Origin of the sequence: Paenibacillus sonchi (assembly GCF_016772475.1) — a bacterium.
Classification (GTDB): Bacteria; Bacillota; Bacilli; order Paenibacillales; family Paenibacillaceae; genus Paenibacillus_AQ; species Paenibacillus_AQ sonchi.
Genome location: NZ_CP068595.1, coordinates 2,718,786 through 2,733,157, shown reverse-complemented (window position 1 = coordinate 2,733,157; position 14,372 = coordinate 2,718,786). Strand labels below are relative to the sequence as shown.

At 52.3% G+C, this 14,372-nt stretch carries 15 protein-coding genes and 1 pseudogene; 2 read left to right on the top strand and 14 right to left on the bottom strand.

Annotated elements, in window-relative coordinates; all coding sequences use genetic code 11:
- Window positions 1-11 precede the first annotated feature (11 nt).
- Entirely contained in the window at window positions 12-692 is a 681-nt protein-coding gene (locus JI735_RS12515; protein ID WP_233476364.1) for a tyrosine protein kinase, read from the top strand.
- On the opposite strand, the gene corA is transcribed toward JI735_RS12515, so the two are convergent.
- The 14 genes and pseudogenes from corA to JI735_RS12445 all read right to left on the bottom strand — a co-directional run bounded on the left by corA (window position 611) and on the right by JI735_RS12445 (window position 13,501).
- Window positions 611-1,570 carry a magnesium/cobalt transporter CorA gene (gene corA, locus JI735_RS12510; RefSeq protein ID WP_039836645.1) on the bottom strand — a complete coding sequence of 320 codons (960 nt, stop codon included), beginning with the start codon at window positions 1,568-1,570 and terminating at the stop codon, window positions 611-613. The genes JI735_RS12515 and corA overlap by 82 nt on opposite strands.
- Before the next feature lie 196 nt (window positions 1,571-1,766).
- A complete protein-coding gene (locus JI735_RS12505; protein WP_039836647.1) occupies window positions 1,767-2,669 on the bottom strand; it encodes a response regulator in 903 nt (300 codons plus the stop codon).
- Between the two features lie 3 nt (window positions 2,670-2,672).
- Window positions 2,673-3,962, bottom strand: coding sequence for an ATP-binding protein (locus JI735_RS12500; RefSeq protein ID WP_202677434.1), 1,290 nt, complete (start codon window positions 3,960-3,962; stop codon window positions 2,673-2,675).
- Window positions 3,963-4,051: 89 nt separating this feature from the next.
- Entirely contained in the window at window positions 4,052-4,702 is a 651-nt protein-coding gene (locus JI735_RS12495; RefSeq protein WP_039836651.1) for an amino acid ABC transporter permease, read from the bottom strand.
- On the bottom strand, window positions 4,666-4,980 hold the full coding sequence (locus tag JI735_RS12490; protein ID WP_167330824.1) for a hypothetical protein: 315 nt from the start codon (window positions 4,978-4,980) through the stop codon (window positions 4,666-4,668). The genes JI735_RS12495 and JI735_RS12490 overlap by 37 nt, the downstream gene beginning before the upstream one ends.
- A 146-nt stretch (window positions 4,981-5,126) precedes the next feature.
- Window positions 5,127-5,777, bottom strand: a complete 651-nt coding sequence (locus tag JI735_RS12485; protein WP_039836653.1) for an amino acid ABC transporter permease — start codon at window positions 5,775-5,777, stop codon at window positions 5,127-5,129.
- A 121-nt stretch (window positions 5,778-5,898) separates the two neighbouring features.
- Window positions 5,899-6,747, bottom strand: a complete 849-nt coding sequence (locus tag JI735_RS12480) for a glutamate ABC transporter substrate-binding protein (protein ID WP_083886793.1) — start codon at window positions 6,745-6,747, stop codon at window positions 5,899-5,901.
- Between the two features lie 39 nt (window positions 6,748-6,786).
- On the bottom strand, window positions 6,787-7,515 hold the full coding sequence (locus JI735_RS12475; protein WP_020428575.1) for an amino acid ABC transporter ATP-binding protein: 729 nt from the start codon (window positions 7,513-7,515) through the stop codon (window positions 6,787-6,789).
- A 345-nt stretch (window positions 7,516-7,860) separates the two neighbouring features.
- Window positions 7,861-8,849 (bottom strand): annotated as a pseudogene (locus JI735_RS12470) (inorganic phosphate transporter).
- Between the two features lie 12 nt (window positions 8,850-8,861).
- Window positions 8,862-9,479 (bottom strand): DUF47 domain-containing protein, encoded by a 618-nt coding sequence (locus JI735_RS12465; RefSeq protein ID WP_039836659.1) that lies wholly within the window; start codon window positions 9,477-9,479, stop codon window positions 8,862-8,864.
- 204 nt (window positions 9,480-9,683) lie between these two features.
- Window positions 9,684-10,793, bottom strand: a complete 1,110-nt coding sequence (locus JI735_RS12460; RefSeq protein WP_202677433.1) for a DUF3048 domain-containing protein — start codon at window positions 10,791-10,793, stop codon at window positions 9,684-9,686.
- A gap of 591 nt (window positions 10,794-11,384) precedes the next feature.
- Entirely contained in the window at window positions 11,385-12,161 is a 777-nt protein-coding gene (locus tag JI735_RS12455; RefSeq protein WP_039836665.1) for a DODA-type extradiol aromatic ring-opening family dioxygenase, read from the bottom strand.
- Between the two features lie 110 nt (window positions 12,162-12,271).
- Window positions 12,272-13,102, bottom strand: a complete 831-nt coding sequence (locus JI735_RS12450) for an alpha/beta hydrolase family protein (RefSeq protein ID WP_039836666.1) — start codon at window positions 13,100-13,102, stop codon at window positions 12,272-12,274.
- Window positions 13,103-13,300: 198 nt separating this feature from the next.
- Window positions 13,301-13,501 carry a hypothetical protein gene (locus JI735_RS12445; protein WP_039836667.1) on the bottom strand — a complete coding sequence of 67 codons (201 nt, stop codon included), beginning with the start codon at window positions 13,499-13,501 and terminating at the stop codon, window positions 13,301-13,303.
- Between the two features lie 183 nt (window positions 13,502-13,684).
- Here JI735_RS12445 and JI735_RS12440 point away from each other — a divergent pair, with 183 nt between their 5' ends.
- Window positions 13,685-14,347 carry a DUF1129 family protein gene (locus tag JI735_RS12440; protein WP_039836668.1) on the top strand — a complete coding sequence of 221 codons (663 nt, stop codon included), beginning with the start codon at window positions 13,685-13,687 and terminating at the stop codon, window positions 14,345-14,347.
- Window positions 14,348-14,372 lie beyond the last annotated feature (25 nt).

The window sequence follows — 14,372 nt, the reverse complement described above, 5'->3', positions numbered from 1 at the left end:
AATGTGATGTTATGCCTCATCATTACTATAATCATTCCCGCCGGGGTACGCGTTCGCTGGCTGAGCCGTATCCTTCATCGCCGTATCCCGGAATCAGTTCATATGCCCAGCCTCCCTTGTACGGGGAAGCCGCAATGCTGCCCGCCGCAGGAGCGGAAGCCGCTGCAGAAACGGCACTGGCCGTCCCCGTTGCCGAAGCCGCCACCGCCAAACCCGGCGGGTTACTCGGAAGCCTTGGCAATCTGGGCAACCTTGGCAATCTCGCAAATATGGAACAGATCAAGGGCATTGTTGACCGGCTGGGCGGCATAGACGGCATTGTCAGTTCTATGGGCAAGGTGCAGAAGGTCATGCAGGGATTTCAACAGATGGCCCCGATGGTGAAGCTGGTCATGGGCAGCTTTGGCAAGAAAAAGGCTCGGGCGGTGAGCTTGCCGCTGAAGAGGATGCTGCGCTCTACAGCCCCAAACGGCGCAAGAAGAGACGCCAGCGCCCGCAGCCGCGCAAAAAGACGGCTCCAAAGAGCCGCCGCAAATCCTCCTCCGTTAAACGCCGCCGCAAGTAGGCGGCGTTTAACGCTTTTAGCCAGCCGGAGCCCGTTGATCCATGCTCACTTGAACCAGCCGCTGCGCCGGAACCAGCGGACCATGCCCGCGCCGAGCACCAGCATCAGCAGAAGCACCCCAAAGTAGCCATATTTCCAATCCAGCTCCGGCATGACCCGGAAATTCATGCCATAAATCCCGGCAATCAGGGTCAGCGGCATAAAGATGGTCGTTATGACCGTAAGGGTCTTCATAATCGAGTTCATCCGGTTGGAGTTGAGCGAGATGTAGCTGTCGCGCAGATCGGCGGTCATTTCCCGGTCGACTTCGATCATATCGGTCAGCTTCAGCAGATGATCATAAATATCACCGAAATAGATCCGTTCCTCCCCATTACTCTGCACATGCTGTGAGTTCAGAATCCGGTACATCAGATCCCGCATCGGCACAATCGTCCGCCGGAGCTTAAGCAGACGGCCGCGCACATTAAAAACCTGGCTCATCAGCTCTTCCACCGACTCGCTGCCCCCTTGGCTCTCCAGGTCGGCAAGCTCGTCCTCCAGACTGTACAAGCTTGGAAAATACCGGTCCACCAGCTTATCCATCACCGTGTAAGCAGCAGCCATTGGACCGCCTGACCAGCCTTTACGGCTATGGATTTCCGCCTTCACCATCTGCCAGGCCTCTTCCATCTCCTGCTTCTCCTGATGATGATAGGATACGAGAAACCGTTTGCTGAGGAACAGGTCTATCTCCTCGGCTTCCAGCGTCCGCTCATTGAGCGCATGCAGCACAAAAAACTGCACGTCCTCATAATAATCCAGCTTCGGGCGCTGCAGAATATGCATGCAGTCTTCAATGGCCAAGGGATGAAAATGAAAATATGTATCCAGCAGCAAAGTCTCCTCCGCTGTAGGTGTGGAAAAATCCGCCCAAACCCAGGCATAGTCCGCAATGGTGATGTCCTGAAGCGGCAGATCCGTCAGCACCTCACCTGTATGGGTTACCGCAAGCGTTCGTATCATATGCGTCCTCCGTCTATTTCTTTCCGCAGCTCTTTTCTTCTACTTAACCATTGTACCGCAAGAAGACGCTTCTTCCCAAATCCCCGCTGTCCCGCTCACCTCCGCAAAAAAATAACCTCCGGAACGGAACCGCTGTATAGCAATAGCAGTCCCTATCCGGAGGTTAATTGTACTTCATTCAGCGCCCTGCTTCATCTCAGCGGTTCATGCCTTCCATCAGCTCCAGGTGGAGCACCTGCAGGAACTTCTTGATGTTGACCTTGACCTTGCCGGATTCCCTGCCCTGTTCAATCTCCTTCATCTTCAGCCGCACCTCTTCAAAATCGAAATAAAGCGGCGCGTAATATTCGAATTTGGGATTGCCGTAATCGGTAATGCCGATGGAAGCCAGGTTCGTCAGGCCCGCCGCCAGCGCCCGGCGCAGCCGCTGCTCAATCGCTTTGACTTCCTTGGCCGCTTCGGCGGGAACGGTTTTGTAGGTGGCGGCAGCCAGCTCATACAGCTCCTTGAGCGGAGGAAGACTGTCTGTGTTTTCTTTTGCCGCAGCGAGCTCCATGATTGTAATAATATCCCGGCTTCCGCTCTCCGAGATCATCCCCATATTCATCAGGATGGGCTGAATGATCTCCTTGACCGTACGTTTGCTGGCCTGAACCGGCGGCAATCCGAACTGCAGCCCTTCCAGCTTGCCAAGGCTCAGCTTAATCTCGTCCAGATAGCGGCCCAGCGCGTAGCGCTCATTTATTTTGTGCAGCACCGACTCTACCTCAATTTTGTTGATCGGCTTGCGGATGAAGAACTCAATTCCGCTGCGGTACGCGCGGCTGACCATGTCCCCTTTCTCAATCTGCGAGATCATCACGAACTTGGAGCGGCAGCCCTGGGACTGCAGCGAAATGATCGTTTCAATTCCATCCTGATCCGGCATCAGCAGGTCCATCAGCACAATATCGGGATTCTCGCTCAGGATCAGGCGTACTCCATCCTGCCCGCTTTCTGCCGTGCCGGCCACTTCGCCCAGCCCGCTGTCCTCTATAATATGCTGCAGCATTCTTCTGGCAGCCCCATCATCATCCACTATACAGAAAGAAAGCGGCATGCTCTATTCCTCCTTCCGCAGCTGTGCCGTCGGCACAATAATCTGAAACATGGCCCCTCCGCTATGGGAAGCCGGCTGGACGGTTATTTCTCCTGCAAATAAATGAACAATATCCCGTACATGTGACAGTCCAATTCCCGTCGCGGCTACGCCTTCTTCATTGAATTTGGTCGTGAAACCAGGCTCAAACACCAGTTCCAGGTCGCGTTCCGGAATCCCGCTGCCGCTGTCGGTGACGGTGAACAGGGTATTGTCTTCTTTTTCATACATGTCCAGAGAGATACTGCCCTTCCCTTGGATCACTTCAACGGCATTGGCGGTGAGATTGTTCAGCAGCGTCAAAAGGGGGATGTAGCTGTCCGTGGTGTAATCAGAGGTATGTTGGATGCTGAAGCTGATCTGTTTGCCGAGCATTTCTGCATATTTGGCATTGCTCTTTACGGTGAAGCGGAGAATGTCGGATATCGGCATATCGCCGGTAACCTCGCGCTCTGCCAATTTGACAAGACCTGCCAGAATCCGCTGGGAATCCTTCTTCACTTCATGAATCTGCTGGGTGATCTCTAGGACCTGCCTGCTGTACCGCGGCATCCCTTCCTCGGCCTTAAGATTCCGGTACAGCTCATAGCTGCTGAGCGTTACATTTTCCAGGGTCCCGATCGATTTCTCCAGATAAAAAACTTCACCATACAGCCCCGAGCCGAATCCGAGCATCTGTTCAATCCGCCGGGTCTGCTCCCTTTGGGTGATCCTGAGCTGGCTGACCGAAATGCTGCTGTACACCCCGGTGGTAAAATACGTGCGCAGCACAGCAATCGCCATCAAATAAGTCCATTCATTCAGCCGAAAGGTGGCCGAGTCCAGCACAATCAGCCGGGTCAGCAGCTCCATTTCATTGGACAGCAGATCAATCAGCGCAGCTACCCCGCCTAGCACCAGCGGATGGAAGGAATCAATCCGGCTTTTGATCAGATTCATCAGCAGCGCAAACACCATATAATAGACCATAGCTGAGAAATGGCTGGTCAGGCTCTGCAGGAGGGTCAGCCCGCTACCCCACACGGCATCCATTGCAGTACGGAACAGCAGAACAACAATCCCTGTAGCCACTCCGGTGATCACATAGGGCAGCCGCCTCATTAAAAGCAAAAACAGCAGAAAAGCGCTGCTGCCCATTGCAATCCGGAAGATATCGCCATCAAACGGATTTATTTTGAATTCTCCGGCCACTGCCGTACCGGCTGCAGCCATTGAGATTTGTACAAGTCTTGATTTCAGAAAAGATTGTCCCATCACTCACTGCTCCTGCCCGGGGATGTTGACAATTATAGTATCATAACCGCCTCTCATTTTATACGCATTCCTGCATGAATTCTCCTGGTTTAGACGGTTTTATTCTCCAATTTCCGCGAGACGACCGAAAGCATGTAATTGACGGCAAAATAAATTAGAGCTACCAGCATCAGTGTTGGTATCGCGTAGCTGTAGCTGTGCCCGATGACAATGTTGGCGTTATGCATCAGCTCCGGCAATGAAATGACTACCGCCAGCGAGGTATCCTTCAGCAGGGATATGAACTGGCTGACCAGCGGCGGAACCATCCGCCGGAGTCCCTGCGGCAGCACGATATGCCACAAGGTCTGAAAGCTGCTGAGCCCGGAGGAGCGTGCGGCTTCAATCTGCCCCTTATCAATAGAAGTGAGTCCGCCGCGGACGATCTCGGCAATCATCGCAGCCTCGAATATGGTTAACGCGACAATGGCCGCTGTAATCAGGCTCATCTTGATGCCCACCTCAGGCAGCGCGAAGCGGACGAAGAAAATAATCAGCAGCAGCGGCAGATTGCGGATCAGCTCCACCAGGTAGAACATCACTGGCGATAATACCGGAATCCCGGCGTAGCGGACCACGCCAATTACGCAGCCGATCACAAAGCTCAGGATGATCGACACAAACGCCACGATCAGGGTAATGTACAGCCCGTCGAGCAGAAATTTCAAATTATCGGCAGAGAAGGCACCGGCAAAATCCAAAAGAATCCCTCCTTAATGCTTTGATTGTAAAGGTGTTGAAAAATGAGAGAAGGCGGCTGCTTGAGGGTGCGGGCAGTTGCGGCACACTTCTGCGCTGCGGTGGTGGCGTGGGCCAAGCCGGAAAATAAAGATTCGGGGCGGGGCATGCCGGTGACGGGTAACTCCGGAGAATGTTTGGACTTCCGGCCGCTGTTATGTTTGGATTTCCTCGATTTAAACCGCTGGCTGCGGTAGAAATCCAAACATAAAGGCGGACGCTGACGCTCCTCCAGTTCCAAACTTCCCCTCCGTTACTTTCACCTTCAAGCTGCGCTTATCTTCATTTCGGGCAGAGCCTTAAGCTTCAGGCGAACGCAAAACCTGCAAGATTGAAGATCTGACAGCCGCTTCGCGGACTACATAAGAGCAAAACGCGAAACTTTAACTAATATTTACGCTGCAACCTGCGCTCCCACACGCGCACGCCATAGCTGAGCGGGAGGGTAAGCACCAGGTAGAACAGAGCTACGAAAATGTAAGTATCAAATGTGCGGTAGGTTTCCGTTGAAATCCCGTCCGCGAAATACATTAGGTCCAGGCCGGCAACGAGGGTCAGTACCGAAGAGTTTTTGATCAGGTTGATGAACTGGTTGCCGAGCGGAGGGATCACCAGCTTGATCGCCTGAGGCAGGATCACATGCGTCATCGTCTGCATATAGCTAAGGCCGGAGGAGCGTGCGGCCTCCATCTGTCCCTTGGGGACTGCTACAATTCCCGCGCGGATGGCTTCGGCGATGAAGGCCGAGGTATAGACGGTTAGTCCAATCGTGCCTGCCTTGAATCCATCCAGCGTAAATCCCAGCGCAGAAGGGCCGTAGAAGAAAACATACACCACCAGCAGCAGCGGAATGTTGCGGATAAACTCCACGTAGCCCGTTCCAAACCACCGCAGCGGTTTAACCGGAGTAATGCGGAAGACCGCGATTACTGTCCCGATGATGAAGCTGCCGATTAGCGCGAGCACACTGGAGAGGACGGTTCCCCGGAAGCCCTCCAGATACTGGCCGAAATGATCGGTTAATATTGAGAATTCCATAGATGTCACCTGCCCTTGCCTAAAAATAATTGGAGCACAAACACGAAAGGATGGCCGGCTGGCTTCCCCGTTCCATCCTTTCGCTTTTGCCTATAAGCCCTGCTGTGTTACTCAGTAACCTTTATTTTGCCGGAGCTTTACCGATCCACTTGGTGTAGATGGCATCATATTCGCCGTTTGCTTTTAGTTCAGCCAGTGTATCATTCACAGCTTTAACTACAGCGGTGTTGCCTTTTTGTACAGCAATCCCGTAAGGCTCGTCAGTGAACGGCTTGCCGACCACCTCATACCCCGGGTCCTGGGCAGCCATACCGTACAGTATCGCATCATCGGTTGTGAGCGCATCTCCTTGGCCGGCCTTCAGCGCGCTGAACGCATCCTGGTAGTTGTCGAATTCCAGCACGGTCACACCCGGAACCTTCTCTTTAATATTTTTGATCGAAGTTGCGCCCTTGGAGCCGAGGATCTTGGTATCCTTGGTCACGTCCTCAATACCTGTGATCGGGCTGCCCTTCTTCACCAGCAGCGATTGTCCGGCCTGGAAGTAGACATCGGAGAAATCCACTTCTTTTTTACGTTCCTCTGTAATAGTCATGGTAGCGACAACCATGTCAATTTCGCCGTTGTTCAGCATGGGGATGCGTGTCTTGGAGGTCACTTCTTTCAGCTCAATCGCGTTTTCATCACCGAGAATGTGCTTGGCGATGGCTTTGGAGATGTCAATGTCGAAGCCTTCCACTTTGCCGGAAGCCGGATCTTTCAGCCCGAACAGCCGGGTATCGTACTTCACGCCGACCAGCAGCTTGCCGCGGTCCTTAATCTTCGCGATGGCTTTGGAATCCGTGCTGTTTCCGGCAGCCGCATTATCACTGCCTGCATTGTTACTCTTGGCATTGTTGTTGCCGCATCCGGCAATCACCAGCATAGCCGCAATCATCAGCACACTTAAACATTTGAAGCTCTTGGACATTTTCATTTCTCTTCCTCCCCTTATTCCTGTCTATTTTGTTTAATGGCTTAATACCCGGCTGAGAAAAGTGCGCGTCCGTTCTTCCTGCGGATTCGCGAAGAATTGCTCCGGTTCCGCCTCTTCCACGATTTGGCCCTGATCCATGAAGATGACACGGTCCGCAACCTCACGGGCAAAGCCCATTTCATGAGTGACCACAACCATGGTCATGCCCTCACGGGCCAGGTTGCGCATCACGTCAAGCACCTCGCCGACCATTTCCGGGTCAAGCGCTGAGGTTGGTTCGTCGAACAGCATAATTTTGGGCTTCATGGCCAAGCCTCTGGCAATCGCTACGCGCTGCTGCTGGCCGCCGGACAATTGCGACGGATAGGACTGGGCTTTGTCGGCGATGCCGACCTTTTCCAGATAATACATAGCCGTTTTCTCGGCTTCTGCCTTGGTCAGGCCCAGCACTTTAACCGGTGCCAATGTAATGTTGTCGATCACTTTTTTATGCGGATACAGATTGAAATGCTGGAACACCATCCCGATTTCCTTGCGCAGCTTGTTGATGTCCGTCTTGCGTTCATTTACTGTGATTCCATCAACGGTTAAGCCTCCGCTCGTGATCGTTTCCAGCCGGTTGATGCAGCGCAGCATAGTGCTCTTACCGGAGCCGGAAGGACCGACTACAACGACTACTTCCCCTTCCTGAACATGCAGATCAATATTCTTCAGCACGTGGAATTGTCCGTAATGTTTCTCTACTTGATGAAAGTCAATCAACGACAGGCCTCCTTTGCCAGACATTGTATACTTATAGAATCTTCGGGCTTCCTTCTGTCAGCTATGGTAACACTTAAAACACACCTTATCGCAGAGACTACTAAATCCTACATAATCCTACGCAAGCCACAAAATATTCATGTCATTTTCTTTTCAAATTGTGATGTATTTCATTTATTTTTAGCCCTGATTAATGATTTTTATCATTTAACTGTAAGTTTTTATGACATTCCTCTCTTGAAAAAATAAGCATAAACGGTTATGCCATCCTAAAAAAGGCAACAAAAAAAGATGTCCGCAGCCAGCTCTGGCTTCCGTGACATCTTATGCATACAGCAATGCAGTTTAGAATATGAGTTTGAACACAAGTCCTGCCAGCACTGCGCTGATTGGAATGGTAATAAACCAAGTGACCACAATCCGTCCGGCAACTCCCCATTTCACAGCAGAGAAACGCTTGGCCGAGCCGACACCAAGAATGGAGGATGTAATAGCATGTGTCGTACTGACCGGCAGGTGCAGCATTGTTGCCGAGAAAATAACGGAAGCGGCCGAAATATCAGCAGCGAAGCCGTTAATGGGCTCGATCTTGAAAATCTTGGTTCCCATGGTCTTGATAATTTTCCAGCCGCCGATCGACGTACCGAGCGCCATCGATGTAGCTGCAGCGATTTTGACCCATAAAGGGACCTCCATCGTATCCAGACGGCCCGAGGTAACAAGCGCAAAGGTGATAATCCCCATCGCTTTCTGGGCATCATTGGTACCGTGCGTAAAGGATTGAAGCGCCGCTGTAATCACCTGCATGGAGCGGAAGCCCTTGTTCACGGTATGCGGACTGCGATTGGCGAAGATCCATTTCAGAATCGTCATGACAATATAACCAATTACAAAAGCAATCAGCGGGGAGAATACGAGCCCCTCCACGATTTCGATAAAACCATGCCATTTAATATGCTCGGTGCCTGCACCTACATAAACCGCTCCAGCCAGTGCCCCGATAAGCGCATGGGAGGAGGAGGACGGAATTCCCAGCCACCAGGTCACCAGATTCCAGATAATCGCGGCGATCAGCGTGGCTATGACGATGTCTACCCGTTGTCCAGCAGGGACGGGTCCGTGATGCTGCCGCCGATTTTTTTGGCTACGCCTGTGAACATCAGCGCCCCGATAAAGTTCATCGAAGCCGCCATAATAATGGCCGTCCGGGGCCGGAGCGCCCGCGTGGAGACCGAAGTGGCAATCGCATTAGCCGTATCGTGGAACCCGTTGATGAAATCGAAAGCAAGCGCGAGAAAGATAACAAAACCCAGCACAAATAATGATGTTTCCATATTTCAGGCCCCTTATGAGTTGCGCATGATGATCGATTCCAGCATGTTGGCTACATCTTCGCATTTATCGGTTGTAGTTTCGAGCCGCTCGTACAGCTCTTTGCGCTTGATGAGCTCAATAGGGTCTTTTACCGATTCAAACAGGGCTTTGGTGCAGATGCGGAGCACTTCATCGCCCTGGTTCTCCAGGTCGTTCAGACGGATGGTGTACTCGCGGATCGCCAGCAGCTTCTTCTGGGAGAGCAGATGAACCGCTTTTTGAATTTCATACGCCGACTGGCGGAGAATTTCTGCGAACTGCACGATATACTCGTCCGGTTCGAGCAGGTTGTACATATAAAAACGTGAGGCTGAAGCTTCAAGACCGTCAATGACATCATCCATGCTTGTGATCAGGTCCATAATATCGTCGCGTTCCAACGGTGTGATAAACGTTTTGTTCAGTTCCTTGATAACGGTGTGCGTGTACGTATCGCACTGGGATTCATATTTCTTCATTACCCCTGCGAAGTTCTCTACATTTTCCCGGAGAGCCGTAATATTCTGAGCGAAATAGTCTGCTGCCTGGACAATGGTATCGGCCATATTTTCAAGTGTTTCAAAAAATATGTCCTTTTTTCTCAACTTCATTAGTTTAAACCCCTTTACATAAAATTGCCGTGAAAACGTGAAGCCATTCATATGTAAACAGCATGAAAATGAATGACAACCCTTGTTATCTTATCATATCCATAGAAGGGATAGAAGTAAAAGAAACGAACTTTTTTACACTATATTAACAATTCCCTCTAATCGGGAAAATAATCATCCGGACGGCAAGCCTTCGCTCAGGAATCAGGTAGAAACTGGAACTCGGGATACTTCCATATGGCTGCTGAAGGTTGGACTATTCGGTACAATCAGAATATGGGTGACGCCTGGATACATCGCTGCCTCTTTACCGTCACGCTTCACGAAGCGGATGACATCCTCCGGCTTGCGCGACCATCTGCCCTTCACTGCTTGTCCACGCTGGAACAGCACAGCTTCGCCGCCAAGCTCGATGTCAATCTGCAGTCTTCCCACATCGTCGAGCACTTTATGGTCCGCCCCCATCACGATCACATTGGCTGCCTCCACCGGATTGCCGTTGTTCAGATCCAGATGCGGCTTGCCGTTCACCCCGCGCAGATAGGTCCCCCGTTCACTGCTGTACTTATAGCTTACGGTGTAGCTTTTCAGCAGGAAATTGATATTGAACTCCGCCGCAGGCTCCCCTTCAACCGGCACATCATCCTTATCTGTGAAAAGATACCCGGGAACCTCAGCGGTTCCGGCGTATCCGAGCTTGTCCGCCCCCTCGCGCAGCTTGGCGGCATTGCTGTAGAGATTATGCGGCGCTTTGCGTTCCTTGTCCCGCCAGAAATACGCCCCGGCCCGGCCAATCTCGTCCATATCATCCTTCTTCTCCTTCTGGAGAATGGCATATGCCGCCGGACTTCCTCCGGCATGTACCGTCACTCCTCTGTAGCTTTCGCCAATGTCAATCAGATAGGGCCGGATGCTGCGGATCGGTCCGATTTTGACCACGCCGGTATGGCTCTGGAAAATTCCGATCAGGCGCGTAATTCCGCCTTCGGCCAGCACCTCATACAGGATATCCGCCTCACTGATCCCGGACTGCGGCCGGGCCGCCGGCGCGTTGTTGATCATCACCGCCAAAGGGCGGGGCAGGCTGCTGCCCTCCAGCGGAAGTCCGGTCAGCCCGGAGGTGATTAACCCTGCCGCAGGCTCGGCTGCCGGCGACGGTCCGGCAGTGGCGGCAGGCGATGGCAATGGCGCAGGAACAGGCGCTGCCGTAGGAGCAGGCACCGTCTCCGCTTCCTGTGCCCCGCAGGCGGTAAGGAGCAGGGCAGCAAGCACACACCCGGAAATTAGACGGGAAGAGTAACGGCTTAGAGTCATATGTATTTTTCCTCCTATATTTTCTTGCATTCAGGTGACTTCAGAAGCGTTGGCTGCGTTTTGTCAGCTTTCTTCCATTTAATCACAGCCGGATGCGTTTGTCTTGGTTCCGGCGAAGAATAAAAGAGCTCATATTGTTAAATCACATACACAACGCTCGCCCAGAAGTCAGTTAGGACATGCATGAAGGCCGTATAATTATGGTGTGGGATTCTGCGGACACGCTGAGCTCCCTTCACGATCTATCCGCAGCTGTTGCGGACAGGAAAGCCGTTATTGAAGGAGGATTCGTCTATTCCGCAGGATTACGGACTGAGATGCCTTTATTTGTCCCTTTCCCCTTTATTCCAGGCTCCATCGGACGAACTAACGGCTCCTGAGTCCGTAACTGCTGAAAAAGTAAGGTTTTTGGCAAAATAAGGGCTCCTCAGTCCGCATCAGTCTGCTGATGGAGCCAATCCTCCTGCATCGCATATATCCTCGGAGGCTTCCAGGATCTCCGCATTTTTTGACATTGTATAATTTCCTATAGAATTAAAAAAGATACAGCGCATCATGCTGTATCCTTCATGTCTCGTATGTGTAAGTAATTTAGTCAACCATCCAGCAGTTCAAGCTGAGCGTACCGTACTGGTAGGCCTGGATCATCAGCTGTGCGCGCCTGCCCTCATCGGCTGTCCCCATCACATAGAAGAGCGGCACAAAATGCTCCCGTCCATAGGTGGGTACCGCATCGCGCACATGCGGCGCTTTTTTCTCGTAAGCGAACAGGGAAGGCAAATCCCATGCTGTAAGGCCAGCGGCGATCCAGGCATCGAAGTCAAGCGCCCATTGCTCGGGCTGATCGTCCTGCTTCAGCAGCCGCAGATTATGAACAAGCCCTCCGCTCCCGATCAGCAGAACCCCCTCATCCCGCAGCGGAGCCAGCATTTTGCCGATATTGTACTGCTCCTCCGGGGCACGCAGGGAATCAACAGATAACGCCACTACCGGAATATCGGCAGCCGGGAACATCTTCTTCAGAATCACCCAGATTCCATGATCCAGGCCCCTTCCCAGCACAGGCTGGTGAGGGAGGTTGTTTGCGGCAAAGAGCTCGGAGATTCGGCGGCTTAGTGCGGGATCACCCGGGGCCGGATAGGTCAGCGAGTACATCTCGTCCGGAAATCCATAGAAATCATGCAAGGTTTCGTGCTGTCCGTCCACTGTAATCAGCTGCTCAGGGCTGTCCCAATGCGCAGAGAAGACTACAATGCCGCGTGGGGTCCCCAGATCAGCCCCCAGACGTTCCAGAAAACGGGTATATTCGTTATCCTCAAGGGCAAGCAGCGGAGAACCATGTGCAATAAAAAATGCCGGTAATTTCATAGGGTGCCAACCTCCATAACCCAGTATATGGTCTGCCTCTTTATTTTACCGCTAATTCTGAGTTAATGCGAGTGGAGGACAATCCCTGGTGCACCGGAAATCTTAATGTACTATATCATCCAGTTCTGCCATTCTTCCTGAATATGCTCCTGCTGATTCATCCAGTCCTTCGTCCGCTTCATGACCTGGGCTTGGGCGGGACCTGATGAGAAGGTATGATCGGCCTGAAAAATCACCTCTTTGTCGCAGCGCCCCTCCGGACGTGTCCAGAACAGCTTCTGGTAGAGGAAGGCATAATCCACGGGAATCACATCATCAGAGGTGCCGTGGATCACCAGCACATCGCCGCTGAACTTGCCCGCTTCCTGAAACGGCTGAAACGCAGCAAGCGAGTTGAAATACACTGGAGTGAACGAGTAGCCGGCAAAGTCCGAGGTGCCGCTTTTCACCGCACGGTCGTAAGCTTCCCTCCCCACGATCTTTACGATATCATTGAACGGGTAGCCCACCGCTGCCCACAGCACAAGATTCTTGACCCGGCGGTCCCGCACTCCGGTAAGCAAGGCCACTGCACCGCCAAGACTGTGTCCGATCAGCGTGACCCGCTGCGGGTCTACATCGGCAGAGCTGATTCCATAATCCAGGACGGCCCGGGTCTGGGCAATCATCGATTCCATGTCTTCACTGCCGTAATTTCCGCTGCTTTCCCCGCAGCCGGCATAGTCAAAGCGGATAACCATATATCCGTCTGCAGCCAGCTCCCGGGCAGCCTTGACAAAAATCCGGTCAACCCCGATCCGGTTGCCAACAAACCCGTGGCAGATTACCGCAAGCGGCACGCGGTCCTTGCAGCGCCCTGAAGTCCCCTTCTCTCTGGCTGGATAGTGGATGCTTGCTGTTAATTCTTCCCCGTTATGCCGGATGATAATATTCCGTTCCATTGCCGGACCCCTCCTCCAAAAGTACACAATTTCAAATTATAATTATCCCGATTAAATTAGTCAGATTAATATCTTAATTATACGTTTTGTGCTATCGTTGTCAATAAGCTGCCGGGATAAGAGGCTCTGCGGGGAAGAAAAGGCCCCCTTCGCTTCCAAAAAGGAGCAAAAGGAGCCCGGCACAGGACAGGCTAAGCCTCATTCATAGCTCTGATGAAACATATCATGTGTTTCCCGTCTGCCTTCCCAGTCTTCCAGCCCATTCTCAGGCTCTCCCTGCACGGAATCCCATAGGCTGAAGCCGTCAGAATTGCCCCAATCTCCAACTTCACCCGCCAGCGGAGGCGCGAAGCCGTCACCTACAAATTTGCCAGGTTCCTGTCTTTTCTCAGTATCCATAATGCTCCCTGCCTTCCTTGAAGCTATAGTGGTGAAGCAGTACCATTATCATTGTTCACTCATCCATACAGATTATTCATGCCCGGGGGCAGAACGGCTTGTCCTTGCGCTGAGCCGCTGCCCAAACGTATACTCTAGGTTAAAGGCTACTCTGATCCACTATTGGAGGTTTATATTTCTGCTATGAAAGTCAAAGCTATGATTAAGCAAAATAACGCGCTCCGTGAGCAGATGACACCGTTTAACCGCTCTTATTATGAAGATATGCTGCTGGGGCTCCGGGCCAGCAAGGTGGACCCTGTCCGCACCGAGGAGCTGCTGCTTGAGGCAGCGGCGCTGCTGCTGGAGGGACAGGCCAAAGGTAAAAACGCCAAGCAGATTTTTGGCGAACATCCGGAGGATTACTTCAAGGAGATTGCGGGCAGCGCTCCCGCCCGCAAAGTGCGCAGCAAGCTAAACTATTACCTGATGATTCCCTGGGCTGCCCTGACCGGACTGTTCAGCGTGTATGCAATCGCCGGACTGGTCCTGTTATGGAGCACAGGTGACACGGAGATGTTCGGACAAATCAGCATCTTTACAATACTTGTCGTAGGGGCAGGAGCTGTTGTCCTGATCGAGATCATCATGAAGTGGCTGTCCTCCTTATCCGAAGATGATGCCCCGAAGCCCAAACCCTTCGATATTAAGGGTCTCGGAATTTATGTGGGCATAGCCATCATCGTAGTATTCCTGGGCATTTTTCTGGACAACCTGTTTCCGGTCATTTCTCTCTCCCCGTGGGTGAGCCTTGTTCTGGCGGTGGCTGGAGGGCTTGGATTGAAATTTATATTCTTCAAATCATAGATGCCACATTTCAATTCCAACTCAA